The 16,904-nt window shown below is 64.5% G+C and carries 19 protein-coding genes and 1 pseudogene; all 20 read left to right on the forward strand.

Annotated features, from left to right (window positions below):
• The first annotated feature begins 43 nt into the window (after window positions 1–43).
• Complete coding sequence (gene accC, locus ACTFO6_RS16025) at window positions 44–1,405, forward strand: acetyl-CoA carboxylase biotin carboxylase subunit (protein ID WP_439935449.1); 1,362 nt, start codon at window positions 44–46, stop codon at window positions 1,403–1,405.
• Window positions 1,402–2,295 (forward strand): 50S ribosomal protein L11 methyltransferase, encoded by an 894-nt coding sequence (gene prmA, locus ACTFO6_RS16030; RefSeq protein ID WP_439935450.1) that lies wholly within the window; start codon window positions 1,402–1,404, stop codon window positions 2,293–2,295. Before accC ends, prmA begins: the two co-directional genes overlap by 4 nt.
• Window positions 2,292–3,113: a zinc-ribbon and DUF3426 domain-containing protein gene (locus ACTFO6_RS16035; protein ID WP_439935451.1), complete on the forward strand. Its 822-nt coding sequence runs from the start codon at window positions 2,292–2,294 to the stop codon at window positions 3,111–3,113. Before prmA ends, ACTFO6_RS16035 begins: the two co-directional genes overlap by 4 nt.
• Window positions 3,113–4,237 (forward strand): glycine cleavage system aminomethyltransferase GcvT, encoded by a 1,125-nt coding sequence (gene gcvT / locus ACTFO6_RS16040; RefSeq protein ID WP_439935452.1) that lies wholly within the window; start codon window positions 3,113–3,115, stop codon window positions 4,235–4,237. The genes ACTFO6_RS16035 and gcvT overlap by 1 nt, the downstream gene beginning before the upstream one ends.
• Window positions 4,234–4,623 (forward strand): glycine cleavage system protein GcvH, encoded by a 390-nt coding sequence (gcvH, locus tag ACTFO6_RS16045; RefSeq protein ID WP_439935453.1) that lies wholly within the window; start codon window positions 4,234–4,236, stop codon window positions 4,621–4,623. Before gcvT ends, gcvH begins: the two co-directional genes overlap by 4 nt.
• 75 nt (window positions 4,624–4,698) lie before the next feature.
• A complete protein-coding gene (gcvPA, locus tag ACTFO6_RS16050; protein ID WP_439935454.1) occupies window positions 4,699–6,099 on the forward strand; it encodes an aminomethyl-transferring glycine dehydrogenase subunit GcvPA in 1,401 nt (466 codons plus the stop codon).
• A gap of 17 nt (window positions 6,100–6,116) precedes the next feature.
• Complete coding sequence (gene tpx / locus ACTFO6_RS16055) at window positions 6,117–6,611, forward strand: thiol peroxidase (protein ID WP_439935464.1); 495 nt, start codon at window positions 6,117–6,119, stop codon at window positions 6,609–6,611.
• A 20-nt stretch (window positions 6,612–6,631) separates the two neighbouring features.
• Window positions 6,632–8,071, forward strand: coding sequence for an aminomethyl-transferring glycine dehydrogenase subunit GcvPB (gcvPB, locus tag ACTFO6_RS16060; protein WP_439935455.1), 1,440 nt, complete (start codon window positions 6,632–6,634; stop codon window positions 8,069–8,071).
• Window positions 8,068–8,424, forward strand: a complete 357-nt coding sequence (locus tag ACTFO6_RS16065; protein WP_439935465.1) for a diacylglycerol kinase — start codon at window positions 8,068–8,070, stop codon at window positions 8,422–8,424. The genes gcvPB and ACTFO6_RS16065 overlap by 4 nt, the downstream gene beginning before the upstream one ends.
• Window positions 8,425–8,829: 405 nt before the next feature.
• Complete coding sequence (locus ACTFO6_RS16070; RefSeq protein ID WP_147800720.1) at window positions 8,830–9,489, forward strand: beta-class carbonic anhydrase; 660 nt, start codon at window positions 8,830–8,832, stop codon at window positions 9,487–9,489.
• Between the two features lie 103 nt (window positions 9,490–9,592).
• Window positions 9,593–9,808, forward strand: coding sequence for an FmdB family zinc ribbon protein (locus ACTFO6_RS16075; protein ID WP_439935456.1), 216 nt, complete (start codon window positions 9,593–9,595; stop codon window positions 9,806–9,808).
• Between the two features lie 64 nt (window positions 9,809–9,872).
• Complete coding sequence (locus ACTFO6_RS16080) at window positions 9,873–10,295, forward strand: MerC domain-containing protein (RefSeq protein WP_439935457.1); 423 nt, start codon at window positions 9,873–9,875, stop codon at window positions 10,293–10,295.
• A gap of 93 nt (window positions 10,296–10,388) precedes the next feature.
• Window positions 10,389–11,009: an OmpW/AlkL family protein gene (locus ACTFO6_RS16085; protein WP_439935458.1), complete on the forward strand. Its 621-nt coding sequence runs from the start codon at window positions 10,389–10,391 to the stop codon at window positions 11,007–11,009.
• 220 nt (window positions 11,010–11,229) lie between these two features.
• On the forward strand, window positions 11,230–12,465 hold the full coding sequence (locus tag ACTFO6_RS16090; protein ID WP_439935459.1) for a hypothetical protein: 1,236 nt from the start codon (window positions 11,230–11,232) through the stop codon (window positions 12,463–12,465).
• 241 nt (window positions 12,466–12,706) lie between these two features.
• Window positions 12,707–14,347 carry a sigma 54-interacting transcriptional regulator gene (locus ACTFO6_RS16095; protein ID WP_439935460.1) on the forward strand — a complete coding sequence of 547 codons (1,641 nt, stop codon included), beginning with the start codon at window positions 12,707–12,709 and terminating at the stop codon, window positions 14,345–14,347.
• Between the two features lie 34 nt (window positions 14,348–14,381).
• Window positions 14,382–14,768: a DsrE/DsrF/DrsH-like family protein gene (locus ACTFO6_RS16100; RefSeq protein ID WP_439935461.1), complete on the forward strand. Its 387-nt coding sequence runs from the start codon at window positions 14,382–14,384 to the stop codon at window positions 14,766–14,768.
• 11 nt (window positions 14,769–14,779) lie between these two features.
• Entirely contained in the window at window positions 14,780–15,007 is a 228-nt protein-coding gene (locus ACTFO6_RS16105; RefSeq protein WP_147800727.1) for a sulfurtransferase TusA family protein, read from the forward strand.
• A 28-nt stretch (window positions 15,008–15,035) separates the two neighbouring features.
• Window positions 15,036–16,169, forward strand: a pseudogene (locus tag ACTFO6_RS16110) (NAD(P)/FAD-dependent oxidoreductase).
• A gap of 13 nt (window positions 16,170–16,182) precedes the next feature.
• Window positions 16,183–16,632 carry a hypothetical protein gene (locus ACTFO6_RS16115; RefSeq protein ID WP_439935462.1) on the forward strand — a complete coding sequence of 150 codons (450 nt, stop codon included), beginning with the start codon at window positions 16,183–16,185 and terminating at the stop codon, window positions 16,630–16,632.
• A 69-nt stretch (window positions 16,633–16,701) separates the two neighbouring features.
• The coding region (locus ACTFO6_RS16120; RefSeq protein ID WP_439935463.1) for a c-type cytochrome at window positions 16,702–16,904 on the forward strand (203 nt) is incomplete at its 3' end.

Consider the following 16,904-nt stretch of genomic DNA (forward strand, 5'->3'; position numbering starts at 1 on the left):
GCGAGCGGCCGGAACTAGATCGCAGATCGAGCCGCGGTGAGCCATGTTTGAAAAAATTCTGATTGCGAACCGCGGCGAGATCGCCCTGCGCATCCAGCGCGCCTGCCGGGAGCTGGGCATCAGGACCGTGGTGGTGCACTCGGAAGCGGACGCGGAGGCGAAGTACGTGAAGCTCGCCGACGAATCCGTGTGCATCGGCCCGGCGCCCTCGGCCCAGAGCTACCTCAACGTCCCCGCCATCATCAGCGCCGCCGAGGTGACCGACGCCGAGGCGATCCATCCGGGCTACGGGTTTCTCTCGGAAAACGCCGACTTCGCCGAGATGGTGGAAAAGAGCGGCTTCGTCTTCGTCGGGCCGCGCCCCGAGACCATCCGCCTCATGGGCGACAAGGTGAGCGCCAAGAACGCCATGAAGAAGGCGGGGGTGCCCACGGTGCCCGGCTACGACTCGCCCCTGCCGGACAACCCGGCGGAGATCCGCCGGATCGCCAAATCCATCGGCTACCCGGTGATCCTCAAGGCCGCCGGAGGCGGAGGCGGGCGCGGCATGCGGGTGGTGCACACGGAAGCGGCGCTGCTCAACGCCGTGGCCACGGTCCAGGCGGAGGCCCAGGCGGCCTTCGGCAACCCGGCGGTGTACATGGAGAAGTTCCTGGAAAACCCCCGCCACATCGAAATCCAGGTGCTCGCCGACGAATACCGCAACGTGGTCCACTTGGGCGACCGGGACTGCTCCATGCAAAGGCGCCACCAGAAGATCATCGAAGAGGCCCCGGCCCCCGGGCTGACCCCGCGCCAGCGGGAGAAAATCGCCGAGCGCTGCGTGGAGGCCTGCCGGCGCATCGGCTACCGAAGCGCGGGCACCCTGGAGTTCCTCTACGAGAACGGGGAGTTCTACTTCATCGAGATGAACACCCGGGTCCAGGTGGAGCATCCGGTGACCGAGATGATCACCGGGGTGGACATCGTCAAGCAGCAGATCTTGATCGCGGCGGGCGAGCGCCTGAAGTTTCGCCAGCGGGACATCGTCTTCCGCGGTCACGCCCTCGAGTGCCGCATCAACGCCGAGGATCCCTTCACCTTCAGCCCCAGCCCGGGCCGCATCACCTCCTATCACCCGCCGGGAGGACCGGGCGTACGGGTGGACTCCCATGTCTACCAGGGCTATTTCGTCCCGCCCCACTACGATTCCCTGATCGGCAAGGTCATCGCCTTCGGCGATACCCGCGAGCAGGCCATCGCCCGCATGCGCTCGGCCCTTTCGGAAATGGTGGTGGAGGGCATCAAGACCAACATCCCCCTGCACCAGGAGCTTCTCATGGACACCGCTTTCCTGCAGGGCGGGGTGAGCATTCACTATCTCGAGCAGAAGCTGGCGGGCGCGGCCAAGAAAAAGACCGCATGAAGGGCTGGCTCGCCCTTTCCCTGGCAGTGGAGGCGGCCCAGGCCGAGGCCCTCTCCGACGCCCTCCAGGCCCTGGGGGCGATCTCGGTGGAGCTGGGCGACGCGGCGCCCGAAACCAGCGCCCTGGACGACACGCCGGAGGAGCCCTTTCCCCTCTGGCCGCGCTGCCGGGTGACCGCCCTCTTTCCCGAAGGGGTCGATGGGCGGGCGATCGCAGAGGAGGCGGCCCGGCTCGCCGCCTTGGGGGCGGTCCCCCCCGTGGAGATGGCTCCGGTTTCGGAGCGGGACTGGGTGCGGGAGACCCAGTCCCAGTTCGGCCCGTTCCAGGCGAGCCCCAGGCTTTGGGTGGTGCCGAGCTGGGCGGCGCCTCCTCCCGACGCCCTCATCCCGCTGCGCCTGGATCCCGGAGTCGCCTTCGGCTCCGGAAGCCACCCGACCACGCGCCTGTGCCTTCACTGGCTTGACGCCACGGTGCGCGGTGGCGAACATGTGCTGGATTACGGCTGCGGCTCCGGGATCCTGACCATCGCCGCGATAAAGCTGGGGGCCGCCCGGGCCGTGGGGGTGGACATCGATCCGCTGGCCCTGGCGGCGAGCCGGGAGAACGCTCGGCTGAACCGGGTGGCCGCCGAATTCCATGATCCCGCCCAGCTCCCCACCGACTTCCGCGCCGACCTTGTGGTGGCCAACATCCTGGCGAGACCCTTGATGCTGCTCGCCCCCGTGCTGGTCCAGGCCCTCAAGCCCGGCGGGCGTCTCGCCCTGGCAGGCATCCTGGGGGAGCAGGTCGAAGCGGTGGCAGGGGCTTACCGGCCGACCCTGGCCCTCACCGTGGCGGCGGTGGCGGAGGAGAACTGGGTGCTGCTCGCAGGGGAGAAAAGCGCCCCATGACCATGGCGACCCGCTGCCCGGGGTGCGGCACCCTTTTCAAGATCACGGCGGAGCAGCTCCAGGTGCGGGAGGGTCGGGCGCGCTGCGGCCGCTGCCGGCAGGTCTTCAACGCCCTCGATACCCTCACCAGCCTGCCCGATCCGCCGGTGCCTGCCGTCCCCATCGAAGCGGAGCCGCCCACGCCGGAGCCCACTGGGATACCACCGGCGGAAGAGGGACAATGGGAAACGCCGCCGCCTTCCGGAGCGCAAGCCCCGGCGGAGCAAGGGACGAACGCGGGGAACGAGGCAGTCGCGGGGGAGACCGGCTGGTGGCCGGAAGAGCCGCCGGGGGTGCTCCGTCGCCGGTCTCTCTCTTGGGCCGCCGGCGCCGGGGCGTTGTTCCTCCTCCTGGTGGGCCAGCTCGCATACCTTTTCCGCGTCGAGCTGGCGACCCTCTATCCCGGCGCTCGCCCGCCCCTGGAGCAAGCCTGCGCGTTTCTGGGCTGCCAGATTCCTCTCCCGCAAAAGGCCCAATTCATCCATATCGAGGCCTCCGACTTGCAGGCGGACTCGGCACGGCCCGAGCGCCTGACCCTGATGCTGGCGCTGCGCAATCGAGCGCCGTTCCGCCAGGCCTATCCCGCCATCGAGCTCACCCTCACCGACGGGGAGGGCCGGCCCCTGGCACGGCGGGTGCTGCTGCCCCGGGACTACCTGGGGGAACGGAGCGTCGAGGCCCAGGGAATAGGACCGAACGCGGTGACCGACATCAGACTCCCCCTGGAGACGGGCGACCTGCGCCCGAACGGCTACCGCCTGTACACGTTCTATCCTTGATGGCGCTCAAAACGACCCCCCTTACTCACCTCCATCGTCGGCAGGGCGCCCGGCTGGTGGATTTCAGCGGCTGGGAAATGCCGCTCCATTACGGCTCCCAGATCGAGGAACACCATCGGGTGCGCCGGGACGCCGGGGTCTTCGACGTGTCCCACATGCTGGCGATCGACCTGGAGGGTGCGGGCGCCGAAGCGCTGCTCCGCCGGCTGCTCTCGAAGGACGTGGGCCGGCTCGCCCGCCCCGGCGCGGCCCTCTACGCCTTGATGCTCAACGAAGACGGGGGCATCGTGGACGATGTGATCGCCTACCAGCGGGGCCCCGCCGCCTTCCGGGTAGTAGTGAACGCCGGCCCGGCGGAGAAGGATCTCGCCTGGATCCGGCGCCATGGCGCGGGACTTTCGGTGACGATGACGCCGCGCCGGGATCTGGCCATCCTGGCGGTGCAGGGGCCGAACGCTCGCCGTCGCGCGGCGGAGGCGCTCCCAGCGGCCGCCGCCCTCCTGCAGGGCCTCGCCCGGTTCCAGGCGGCGGAGGCGGACGGCGCCTTCGTCGCGCGCACGGGCTACACCGGCGAGGACGGCTGCGAGCTGATGCTCCCCGCCGAGCGGGCCGAAGGCGTGTGGCGGCGGCTCCTGGACGCGGGCGTCGCCCCCTGCGGGCTGGGCGCCCGGGACACCCTGCGGCTAGAAGCCGGGTTCAACCTGTACGGTCAGGACATGGACGAGGACGTGACCCCCTTCGAGTGCGGGCTGGGCTGGGCCGTGGACCTGAACGGAACGCGGGACTTCGTGGGGCGCGCGGCACTGGCGAGCGCGCGTCCCCGCTGGCAGCGGTTGGGGCTGGTACTGGAGGACAAAGGGGTCCTGCGCCACGGCCAGCGGGTGGAATCGGCCGCTGGCGAGGGTCTCGTCACCAGCGGCGGTTTCGCGCCGACCCTGGGCCGCTCCATCGCGCTGGCGCGCGTGCCCCTGGGCGTCGCGCCGGGCGCGTCCGTGAGCGTTGCGATTCGCGATAAAATGGCGCAAGCCAAGTGCGTGCAACCGCCGTTCGTGCGCGAAGGCAAGCCGTGCGTTCCCGCGTTATCGGGCGGCGATTCCGCGAAAAGCATAAGGAACAACCCATGACCGCACCCCACCATCTGCGCTATAGCAAGACCCACGAATGGGCACGCCTGGACGATGACGGCCTGGTGACCGTGGGCATCACCCATCACGCCCAGGAGCAGCTCGGCGACATGGTGTACGTGGAGCTGCCCGAGGTGGGGAGAGCGTACAAGGCGGGCACGGAATGCGCGGTGGTGGAATCGGTGAAGGCCGCCGCCGACGTCTATGCGCCCGTGGGCGGCACCGTGGTGGCGGTGAATGAGTTGCTTGAGGCGCACCCCGAGCAGTTGAACCAGGACCCCTACGGGGCCTGGATCTTCAAGCTCAAGCCCGAGAACGCCGAGGACTTGAAGCGCCTCTTGAGCGCCGCCCAGTATCAATCCATGGTGGATGCCGACGAGGGCTGACCCGGTGAAGGAGCGCAACCTGGGCGCGCCGCCGGCGCGGCCGTGAGGTCCCGGTTTTACCCCTTAGGTTCCACGATGCCTTTCATTCCTCACACCGAGCGGGACGTGGCCGAAATGCTCGAAGCCATCGGCATCGAGGCCCTCGACGACCTGTTCGACGAGATCCCCGCGGGCCTCAAGCTCGACGCCTTCGCAGAGCTGCCGCCGGCCCTTGGAGAGGCCCAGGTTACCCGGCTGATGCTGGAGCGCGCCGAAGCGGACGGTCGTTATCTCAACTTCTGCGGCGCCGGTGCCTACGAGCATTTCGTTCCCGCCGCCGTGTGGCAGATCGTCATCCGCGGAGAGCTCTATTCCGCCTATACCCCTTATCAGGCGGAGGCGAGCCAGGGAACGCTGCAGCTCATGTACGAGTACCAGTCCATGATCTGCGCCCTGACGGCCATGGAGGTGGCCAACGCCGGCCTCTACGACGGCGCTTCCGCCCTGGGCGAAGCGGTGCTGATGGCGGTGCGCTGCCACGGCGGTGGGGCAGAGACCAGGCGCCGGGTCCTGGTTCCCCGCGCGGTTCACCCCGCTTACCGGGCCGTCGCCCGCACTCTCACCCAGCCCCAGGGCATCGAGCTCATCGAGGTGCCGTTCGATCCGGGCAGCGGCCGTACCGACTTGCAGGCCTTGGAAGCCATCGACACGGCGGGCTGCGCCGCGCTGGTGATCCCCCAGCCCAACTACTTCGGGGTGCTGGAGGATGCCGACGCCCTGTGCCGCTTCGCCCGCTCCCGGGGACTGCTGGCCATCGGGCTCGTGAACCCGATGACGGCGGCGCTCCTGAAGCCGCCGGGGGAATGGGAAGGGGAAGGCGCCGACATCACCGTAGGGGACGGGCAGCCCCTGGGCCTACCGCTTTCCGGTGGCGGTCCCTATTTCGGCTTCATGACCTGCCGCCAGGCCCTGGTGCGCCAACTCCCCGGGCGACTCGCCGGCGCCACCGTGGATCGGGACGGGCGCCGCGGTTTCGCACTGACCCTCCAGGCGCGGGAGCAGCATATCCGCCGCGCCAAGGCTACCTCCAACATCTGCACCAACCAGGGCCTGGCGGTGGCGGCGGCCACCGTGTACATGGCCCTGCTGGGGCCCGAAGGGTTGCGCCGCGTGGCCGGTCGCTGCCACGCCAACGCGCGCCGGCTGGCACGGCTGCTGGAGGCGGTGCCGGGCGTGGAGCGGCTATTCGACGGGCCCGTGTTCCACGAGATGGCCTTTCGCGTGGCGGCCCCGACCACCGAGGTGCTGCGGGCGCTGGAGGCCCAGGGCATCCTGGGTGGTGTCGAGCTGGCCCCTGACTACCCCGAACTCGGGCACGGGCTACTCATCTGCACCACCGAGACCAAAGAGGAGGACGATTTGAAGCGCTTGGCCGAGCACCTGGAACGCATTCTCGGCAAGCGCATCAAGCTTCCGCCTTGTGCGATGAAAACGTAACCCCCAAGGAGAACATGATGGTCACTTTCGCAGGCAATCCCATCACCCTCAATGGCAACTTTCCCACCGTCGGCACCAAGGCGCCCGCCTTCACCCTCGTGGGCAAGGACCTGAAAGACGTGTCCCTCAAGGACTTCGCCGGCAAGCGCAAGGTGCTCTCCATCGTGCCGAGCCTGGACACGCCCACCTGCGCCAAGTCCACCCGCGTCTTCAACGAAAAGGCTTCCAGCCTGCCCAACACCGTGGTGCTGGTGATCTCGGCGGATCTGCCGTTCGCCCAGGCGCGCTTCTGCGGCGCTGAGGGCTTGAGCAACGTCATTACCCTCTCCACGCTGCGCGGGTCCGAGTTCAAGAAAAACTACGGCGTAGAAATCGCGAGCGGGCCTCTGGCGGGCTTATGCGCCCGGGCGGTGTTGGTGCTGGACGAGAACGACGTGGTGAAGCATGCCGAACTCGTGTCCGAGATCAAGAACGAGCCCAACTACGAGGCGGCGCTGGCGGCGCTGAAGTGAGCGTTTTTCCCGATGATCGCATGCTGATTTTCGAGCTGTCGCAGCCCGGTCGCCTGAACACGGCGTTGGCCCCCGAGTGGGTGGAGCCGGAAGACATCCCAGCCGCACTGCGTCGGTGCTCCGCCATCGCCCTGCCCGAGGTATCGGAGCTGGACGTGGTGCGCCATTACACGCGGCTATCGCAACGGAATTTCTCCATCGACACCCACTTCTATCCGCTGGGCTCCTGCACCATGAAATACAACCCGCGGGCGGCCGGGGCTCTTGCGATGTTGCCCCAATTCCTGGCGCGCCATCCGCGGGCACCTGAACGCACGGGTCAAGGCTTTCTCCGTTGTCTCTACGAGCTCCAGGAAATCCTGAAGGCGGTGACCGGCATGGCCGGCGTGAGCCTGGCGCCGATGGCAGGGGCCCAGGGCGAGTTTGCCGGTGTCGCGATGATCCGCGCCTACCACGAGGCCCGGGGCGATGGAGAGCGCACCGAAATCATCGTTCCCGACGCGGCCCACGGCACCAACCCGGCCACCGCCAGCATGTGCGGCTACACGGTGCGGGAAGTGCCCACCACGCGCGATGGAGACGTGGATCTGGATGCCCTTGCAGCCGCGGTGGGACCGAAGACGGCGGGACTCATGCTCACCAACCCCTCGACGCTCGGTGTGTTCGAGCGCCGCATCCTGAACATTCAGCGCCTGGTGCACGAGGCCGGGGGGCTGCTGTACTACGATGGCGCCAACCTGAACGCCATCCTGGGACGCGTGCGTCCTGGCGACATGGGCTTCGACGTGGTCCACGTGAACCTCCACAAGACTTTTGCGACACCCCATGGCGGAGGTGGCCCGGGCGCGGGGCCGGTGGGAGTGAGCGAGAAGCTCCTGCCGTTTCTGCCCGTGCCCATCGTAACGGAGGAAGGCGGAGGGCTTCGGCTTTTGACCGAGCGCGACCGGCCCCAGACCATCGGGCGCCTGTCCGCCCACCTGGGCAACGCGGGCGTGCTTCTTCGGGCTTACGTCTATGCCCGCATGTTGGGCGCGGAAGGCATGCGCCGGGTGTCCGCCTTCGCCGCCCTCAACGCCAATTACCTCATGGTGCGGCTCAGGCAGGCAGGGTTCGAGTTGGCGTATCCCAGCCGGCGCGCGGGCCACGAGTTCGTGGTCACGCTCAAGCGCTTGAAGCAGGAGACCGGGGTGAGCGCCATGGATTTCGCCAAGCGGCTGCTCGACTACGGCTTTCACGCGCCCACCACCTATTTCCCTCTACTTGTCCCCGAATGCCTGCTCATCGAGCCCAGTGAGACCGAGTCCAAGCAGACCCTGGATGCGTTCGTGGAGGCGATGGTCCAGGTGGCGCGGGAAGCGCGCGAAGACCCCGAGCGGGTCAAGACCGCGCCCCACACCCTTCCCGTGAAGCGGCTCGACGAGACGCGCGCCGCGCGCGTGCTGGACCTGCGGTGGAAATAACCCCGCCCGAGCATCCGCGCAAAGGGGAGGCGGGACTCAAGCACGTGTGGGACGCCCTGTTCCACTCCCTGGATGGGCTGAAGGCCGCCTACCGCTGGGAAGGGGCCTTCCGCCTGGAAGTATGGATCGCCGCGGTGCTCATCCCCCTGGCCCTGTTCCTGCCCGCTTCGGGCACTGGCAAGGCCCTCATGGTGGCGAGCGTCTTCCTGGTGCTGATCGTGGAGCTGCTCAACTCCTCGGTGGAAGCGGCGGTGGACCGGGTGTCGCAGCAAAATCGCTCCCTCGCCAAACGGGCCAAGGACATTGACGGCGCGGCGGTGTTGGTGAGTGCGGTGAACGTCTCCGTCGTTTAGGCCTGCGTCATCCTCGGTTGAGTCCTGGTCGCCGGTTTCACCCGTTTCCCTGAACGCCTCCCGCCGGGAAATCCGCACCCAGTGCAGGCTGTGGGGATGTGTTGACCCCACCTGTGACTGCGCCTCTTGAAGGACTACGCTTCAGGATGCTCTGAGTTGAGAACTCGGGCTTCTTTGCTGAAATTTCCCTTCGCCGGGAAGCAAACTTCTATCAAATCATCAAGGTGCAGCTAAACAGGCAAGGCTCGGCTGTGGCTGCCACCGTTCTGGTTTTTCTCGCTGTTGTTGCGCCATGAGGAGACAAGCCTTTGTATTTTTGTGGTCTTCCTCAGCGGCATGAATATTGCGGAAAAGGGCTGCGCTCGAGCCGCAAAGGTTTGATTGTTTAACTACCAGGAGGAGTCAATGGCGTTCACCTACTTGAAAGGTCAGTTGGAAGACTGGGTGGCTCAGCGGGAGCGGTGGGAAACTCGGCGTCAATTTGGTGCCGAAGGTCCAAATAACCGCCGGCTGTGGGTCTTGGCATGCATGGACGAACGCTTGCCGGTGGATGAAGCGCTTGGCATCCGGTGCGACACGCCGGTCGGCGGTGGCGATGCCCATTTGTTCCGCAACGCTGGGGGCATTGTCACCGACGATGCCATTCGTTCGGCAATGCTGACAATCAACTTTTTTGGCACGCGGGAAATCGTGGTGCTGCAGCACACCGGCTGCGGGATGCTTTCAGCAAATGCGGCTGATCTTGAAAAGGCATTGCGTGACAAAGGAATTGACGTGGACAACGTGCCGATCGATCCCTCTTTGCCCGAACTCAAGCTCGAGAAGGGCGCGTTCGCAAAGTGGATCGGAATGATGGATGACGTGGACTTGACCTGTATTAAGTGCGTCGAGCTTTTGCGCAACCATCCACTCATACCGAAAGATGTGGTGATCAGTGGCTGGATTTGGGAAACGGAGTTCCGCAGGCTGCGCAAGCCAGATCCGAACGCGGCGACCAGAGCGGTCACCCAGGCGACGGCTGCCTCCATGAAGGTGAAGGGTAAACAGCCTCCGCGCTGGTCATAGGCGACAAGGAGGGAGAGCGCGGGAGCGACCGACCAAGTTCGGGGCATGGACGCAAGCGCTCTCCCTCTTTCGGGAGTCTTCAACAGAGGAGGGAAGCGATTCCATGCCCACGTACGATTATCGCTGCCTCGCCTGCAATGCCGTCTTCGAAGTTCAACAGCGGATACGCGCTCCTGGTCCAGTTTGTCCCGCCTGCGGCGGTGCGACGCAAAAAGTGATTCTTTCCGCGCCGGCGATCCACGACTCCTCGGCCGTCGGAAGGGAATTGGCGATGAGGTCCCTACCCGAGTGCGGAAAGGGATGCCGCTGCTGCCCCTAGGACAGGGCGCCGGGACGCGGACTGTAATTGCGCAAAGCGCTGCCATGGCTTGTGAGGGAGGAGTATGAGAGGTTCCGCGGTCTTTTTGATAAGAGCGTCTCGTTGGGACTCCTTGGGTGTCACGGCCTCCTTGCTGTGCATTACCCATTGCTTAGCGCTGCCGGTGATCGCAGTGGTATTGCCCACTTTGGCCTTGGCGGAGATCGCAACTCACAGGGTACTGGTGTTGCTCGTTTTCCTGATGGGCATTCTTGCCTTCGTGTCCGGTTACAAAAGGCATCGGAAACGAGGCGTGTGGATCGGCTGCGTGCTGGGCGTGGGCATGCTCTTGACTGCTGTATTGCTGCCGGAGCAGCTAGTGAGTGAAGCGCTCGAGACAGTGCTCACGGTAGCAGGCGGAGCGGTAATGATCGTCTCGCATGTCGCTAACGCGCGATTCTGTCGCGTCTGTTTGAACTGCGGCGAAGGCGGCTGCGGCGCGGTGTGAGAGTGACAAGACCTTCAAGCGGGGAGAGTGCGCTGACCAGCATTTGCGAGCGTGCCTTTCGGGAGTGCGAGAAGAGAGAGGAAGGAGAAAGAGATGACGCGGCTATTGTGCACAACGGTCTTCCTCGGCGCCTTGTTTTTTTATTCTGTAGCCCAGGCCGAACCGCAGCCTAGGGAAACAAGCCGCGGCTTGGGTCTCGATGTGGCGGTCGGTCTGATGCATGTCTCGCCTCAGATCGACTCTCCAGTGATCGGCGCCGACGCCAGCACCGAGACTAATCCGGTAGTCGGCCTGACGTACCATTTGAACGAAAGCATCGCGCTGAACACGGCACTCGGCATTACGCGGCATGAGTTTTCAGCGCCGGGCCTGGGGAACCTCGGCAAGGTCAGCCTTGCCCCGTTTCACGTGGTGGTCCAGTACCGTTTTCTGCCCGGGAGCGCCTTCAGGCCCTACGTGGGCGTAGGTGTCAATCGCACCGTATTTTTCCGGCAAGGCGGTCCGGTGTTCTCCCTGCTGGAGGACTTCAAGTCCAGCACCGGGCCGGTCCTGCAAGCGGGCTTCGACTATGCCTTGGGCAAACAGTACTTCCTAAATTTGGATTTCAAGAAGTTCTACATCGACACCGACGTGGTCTTCAAAGGGGGCTCCAAGGTAGAGACTATTGGTTTGGATCCCACAGTGATCAGCGCCGCCATCGGCTACCGCTTTTAGATGTCCCGCAGCGAAGGAGCTAGCCTTGGTGAGGTGTTCATACTTGAGGCCCCAATGTTGTCGTCGCTTAGGTTGTCGGCGGCCAGAGAGGGGACGCCTGCCGTGCAAAAGGCTAAGCGGGCTGTCGACGTCAGAGTGCCGGTGCCGTACTTGTCTTCGCTTCGCCACGCTTCTCGCCTTGCTTTGCCTGGCGATGAGCGAGCCAAAGCCTGCGGCCGCAATGGAATTGGTCGAGAGACAGGGGGCGGGTCAGGGTAGCCGTATTGCCCAACTTGGAGGGGACGCCGTTACTCTTGCCGGGGCGACTAGCCACCGTGAGCCGCTTGGCAAAGCGCAACAGGAAAGCGGCGATCAGTTGCCTGGCGTACCAGGAGCCGAACTCAGTCTCACCTATGTCGGTATGATTGGCGTAAGCACCGCGGAGGACGCAACGCTCGCTATTTTGCAGGGGGGTGCGCACGAGGCGAACCGCAATGCCCGCCCGCTGCATTTGTTTACCCTGCATCCCAGGGTCGCCTTTATCCGAAACGCCGCAGTGGAGGCCAGCGCCATGCTGCGTGCGTCTCCCGGCGATGGGATCACGGCGGAGCTGGAAGAGGCGTATCTAATCCTGGGTGACGGGCGCGATCATCCGCAGCTCAAGCTCGGCCGCTTCTTTGCTGAAGTGGGGCGCTTCAATCCAGAGCATTTCGAGGATTCACATTTCGTCGACAAACCCGTCATCCATACCCGTCTCTTCGGCCCCGAGCAGCTTAGCAACGGGGGTATCAGGATTCTATGGCCCTTCTCTGGGACATACAGGCTTTTCTACGGCGTGCAGAGCGCTCGGGGCGAGACGGCGAGCAGTTTTTTGTTTGAACCGGGCGAAGAAGTGGGGGGGCACGGTCTGATCGCCCGCCGTTCCAGAGGACTGCGCGAGCGGCTGCATTGGGTGCGTGGAGAGACAGAAGGGACCCTCTCCGAAGGATCGAGGGTCGTATCGGGGCTCACCGCATTATGGGGCCCCAACGCGAGTGGAATGACGACGACCACTTCGATCATCGAGGCGGATGTTGAACTGCGACGAACCCCGGGCCCTGGCCCCTTGGGGGGCTTGACCAGCTTTAGGCTGGAAGCACTCGGGCGCCGCTATGAAGCTGGCGACCCAGGGAATGCTGATCGGGAGACGCTCAGGGACTGGGGGCTGGTTGTGCAAGGCGTTTGGCGCTTGGAGCGGACGCTGGCAGCCGGCATGCGCCTGGAGTACGCCGACGGTCGCAACGGCAAAACGCCTGACCCAGAACGGAGCCGGCGTATGCGGGCAACGGCAAGTCTGACCCGATTCTTGGGCCGGTACGTAGGCCTCCGAGTGCAGTACAACCGGGATTGGCCGACGGGACTCCAGGGGGCGGAAAATTCCTTCTGGCTTCAGCTCAAGCTGACAACCGAAAGGGTAGACGCGGCTTACGCCCACTAACGGGTGTTGTACTCGAGAAATTGTACTTCTTAGCGCGAAGCGCAAGTTCGTATGTACACCAAACTGATTCAATGCGTTTTTTCTGATACGCGTTTCCAGTCGGGAAGATATTTTTCTTAAACGCCTACTCCTTAGGCGCATCTAATTGATTTAACAATAAAATTACTGGCTTCGTCTTGGTACGATGATTGCACTATAGTTGAAAAAATAATCGCTTAGCGCTACGCGCAAGGAGGAGGCCATGACGAGCCAGTCACATTCGAAGTTGAGCGCGATCTCTTTCCTGCAAAGCTTCGTGGTCCAGAGCCTAAAGGTGGCCAATCAGCTCGGGTGCAGCCAGTGTGGAAGAAAATCGAGTTACATCGAGCACTTGGGTTTGGGGGCGAGTATTTGTTTTGAAAAAGCATGCCGTGAGCATAAAGGCATTGGAGATGGGCCGCTGACTGCAGATCAGTACGCCGACGTGATCGTGTCCATTAAAAACCAGATCGGTGGAAATTTTTCCCGCGCTTCTAGCCAAGCGGGTGTGGTGCGGGTCGTGAATACGCGCTGCCCATTCGGGGACGCGGTGAAGGAGGCTCCCGAACTATGCCGCATGACTTCCAGCGTTTTCGGCGGAATCGCCGCTCGCAACATGGGTTATGCAAAGGTGGAACTCAAAAAGCGCATCGCTACGGGTGCCGACATGTGCGAGGTCCTCATTTATCTTGATCCGGAGAAGGCTAAAGGAAAGGAGGGAGACGAATACCACCGGGCCGGCGATCTCATTGTCTCCACGTCCCTTTCGTCTGAAGTCACCATGCGGGTTCAGGAGAAATTCCGCCAGTTCTGGTGCGCTGTCCCTGACGGAAGCCCAGGGCGTGCAGGGCGACCCAGTATCGTTGCCGAGTCGGCGGCCATGCGCAGAGCGTTGGAGGCTGTGGAACGGGTTGCGCCCACGACAGCGACGGTTTTGATCCTGGGTGAAACCGGCGTCGGCAAGGAGGTCATCGCGCGCGCCATCCACGCGCTGAGCGGGCGCAGAAATCGTGAACTTGTGGCCGTCAACTGCGGTGCGATTCCGGAGAGCTTGATCGAGAGCCAACTCTTTGGTCACGAGAAAGGGGCTTTCACGGGCGCCTATCAAGTCCACCACGGCTTCTTCGAGCGCGCGGAAAGGGGCACGCTGTTTTTGGACGAAATCAATTCGCTGCCGCTGTCTGCCCAGACGCGCCTGCTGCGCGTTCTCCAGGATGGTACCTACGAGCGGGTCGGGGGGAAGCACACGCTGCGCGCGGACGTGCGAGTGGTCGCCGCCTCGAACCGCAGCATCGAAGAAATGGTCGCCGCTGGACAATTCCGGCGCGACCTCTTTTATCGGCTGAACGTGGTTCCCATCTACATTCCCCCGCTGCGCGAGAGGAAGGAAGACATTTCGGCGCTTACCCACCACATGCTCAGCCAGCTATCTGAGAAATATGGGACCGCGGCGAAAACGCTGAGCGAGCGAGCTTGGATCCAGATTATGACCTACGATTGGCCGGGGAATGTACGGGAGCTAGAGAACGTCCTGGAGCGCTCCTTCCTGTTCGCCGAGGGGGCGGTCATTGAGGAGATCCTATTTGATTCCCAGGCTTGCGCGCTTCGCACCGAGCCGGAACGCTTTGGGCTACGGATGATCAAGAGACAGGCCGCCATGCAGATTGAAGACAAGGTCATTCGTGAGGCGCTTGCGCGTTATGGAGGGAATGTGACGGCTGTGGCGCGGGAGATGGGCATCACGCCCAGGGCGGTGCATTTTAAGCTCAAGGCTTATGGCATTGATGCCAAGCTTTATCGCAACCGCAAGGGTGCGCTGGCAAAAGGCGGCTGCGAGCGCGAAGCGATGCTTCCCTTACGCTGAGGGCCTTTATGAATTCACGTTGAGGCTTCGTTTCATGGCCAAGATCGGTGTTGTGGTGGTTTCGGGGATGCGGGAGCGGTTGCAGATGGCGGCGATGGTGGCCTCGGTGGGGGCGGTGAGCGGCCACGAAGTGGCGGTGTTCTTATCGATGAATGCTTTGCCCTATTTTCGCCGAGGGGTTGAGCCCCTGGCGCTGGCCGAGGGCGAGGCGGGTGTGCGGCTGGAAGAGAGGCGGGCGCCGCCTTTCAAGCAGCTGTTTCAACAGGCGGTGGAGCTGGGGCAGGCCAAGCTCTATCCCTGTTCGATGGCGATGGACGTGCTGGGTTTGCAGCGCGAGGACTTGGAGCCTTATCTGGCCGAGCCCTTGGGGCTGACGAAGTTTTTAGAGGATTGTCAGGATGCCCAGGTCTGGTCGTTCTGAGGTGGGGGGTGATGGTCAAAAAGATCGTGGATGCCCGCGGCAGTTTCTGTCCAGGGCCCCTGATGGAGTTGATTGCGCAGCTCAAGCTCGTTGAAGTGGGCGACGAGCTGGAAGTGCTCTCCACCGACCGGGGTTCGGCCCACGACATCCCGCAGTGGGTGCGCAAGGTGGGGCACGAGTTGCTCGGCAGCCGAGAGGAGGACGGCGTCTGGCACATCACGGTGCGCAAGGCCAAATAGCGGATTCACAGCAACCCGAGGGGCAGCGATGAAGATCTTGATTGTCGGCGGCGGGATGGGCGGCACCATTCTCGGCAACAACTTAGCGCGGCGGCTGCGGCCGGAGCTCAAAGCGGGCGCGGTGCGCCTGATCATGCTCTCGGCCTCCGAGCGCCACATGTATCAGCCGGGGCTGCTCTATGTGGCGCTGGGGCGCATGACGCCGGAGGAGCTCTACCGCGAGCAAGCGAGCCTGCTCGAGCCGGGGATCGAGTTTCAAGTCGATCCGGTGACCGAGTTTTGGCTGGACAAGAACCAGGTCAAGACCCAGAGCGGGGCGGTCTACGACTACGACATCCTGGTAATTGCCACCGGCTCCCGTATGGCGCCGTAGCTGACGCCGGGGCTGGCCGAAAACGCCCACTGCTTCTATACCGAAGCCTCGGCGGTGAAGATGTTCAAGGCGCTGCAGGGCTTCAAGGGTGGCAAGGTGGTGATCGCCATGGGCGTGCCCCACAAGTGTCCTATGGCGCCGCTGGAGATCACCTTCATGCTGCACGACTACTTTCAGGAGCGGGGCATTCGGGACAAGGTCCAGATCCACTACACCTATCCCCTCGGGCGCATCCACACGCTCGAGAACGTGGCCCGGTGGGCGGCGCCCGAGTTCGACCGTCTGGGCATCACCTACGAGACCCTGTTCAACCTGAAGGCGGTCGATGGAGACAAGCGCCTTGTCTACAGCGAAGAAGGCGCCGAGGTGAGCTACGACCTGCTGATCACCATCCCGGCCCATCGGGGGATGGAAGTGATCGAGAAAAACGGCTTGGGGGCGGGGGGCTGGATTCCCACCGACCGGTATCGGCTCAACATGGAGGGGCGCGACAACGTCTTCGTCCTCGGCGACACCACCAATCTTCCCATCAGCAAAGCGGGCTCGACGGCCCACTTCGAGGCCGAGGTATTGGGCGAGAACCTGGCGGCGCTGGTGCGGTTCGGCGTGCCGGTGCGCGACTACGACGGCAAGGTGTTCTGCTTCATCGAAGCGGGCAAGGACCGCGCCACCTATGCCATGTTCAACTACACCCAGCCGCCCCAGCCGCAGCCGCCCACCCGCGCGGTGCACTGGTTCAAGGTGGCCTACAACAAGCTCTACTGGCTCTCGGCGCGGGGCCTGCTTTAAGCGGAGGCGAGGCATGGAAGCGCAAGGGCAAGGGGGTGCGCTCTGCGAGTGGGAGCACTTGACGGGGGCGGCCCGAGACGCGGTCACCGACGACATGGTGGCGCGGCTGGCGGAGGCGGCGGGCGCGGGCCTGGGGCTTGTGGATCGGTTGAGCCGTGGCGGGCTTGATCGCCTGGTGGCGATGCTCGAGCGGCTGGAAGCGCAAGGGGCGCTGGAGCGCATCGCCCAGGCGCTGCCCCGGGTGCTGGCGCGGCTGGAGACGGTGGAGGCGCTGCTGGCGAGCCTGGAGCAGGCGGTCCAGGCGGCGGAGAAAGCGCCGGCGGCGGGGGGCTTAAGCGGGCTGTGGCGGCTGCTCAAGGAGGCGCAAAGCCAGCAGGCGCTGGGCCTGTTTCTCGCCTGGGGCCGGGCGCTCAAGAAGCGGCTTCAGGGGGGCGAAGGCGCAGGGGCAGCCTCTGGGCGCTGAGCGCCCGAGCGGGGACCGGCATTTCCCGCGACGGACGAACAGATGGACAAACGGACAAGCGAGGAGCCCATGGGAAGCAAAAAGGCGATGGTTGCGGTGGTGGCGGCAAGCCTGGGGCTCGGGGGGGCCAGCAGCCTGGCCGCCGAAGACCTTCAGGCGCGCAGTTGGGCGGCGAGCTGCGCCGCCTGTCACGGTACCGAGGGGCGCGCGGTGGGCGGCATGCCGGCGCTGGCGGGGAAACCCAAGGAAGATCTTTACAAGGCGCTCAGAGC

The sequence above is a fragment of the Pelomicrobium sp. G1 genome (genome assembly GCF_051905455.1).
Taxonomy (GTDB): Bacteria; Pseudomonadota; Gammaproteobacteria; order Burkholderiales; family UBA6910; genus Pelomicrobium.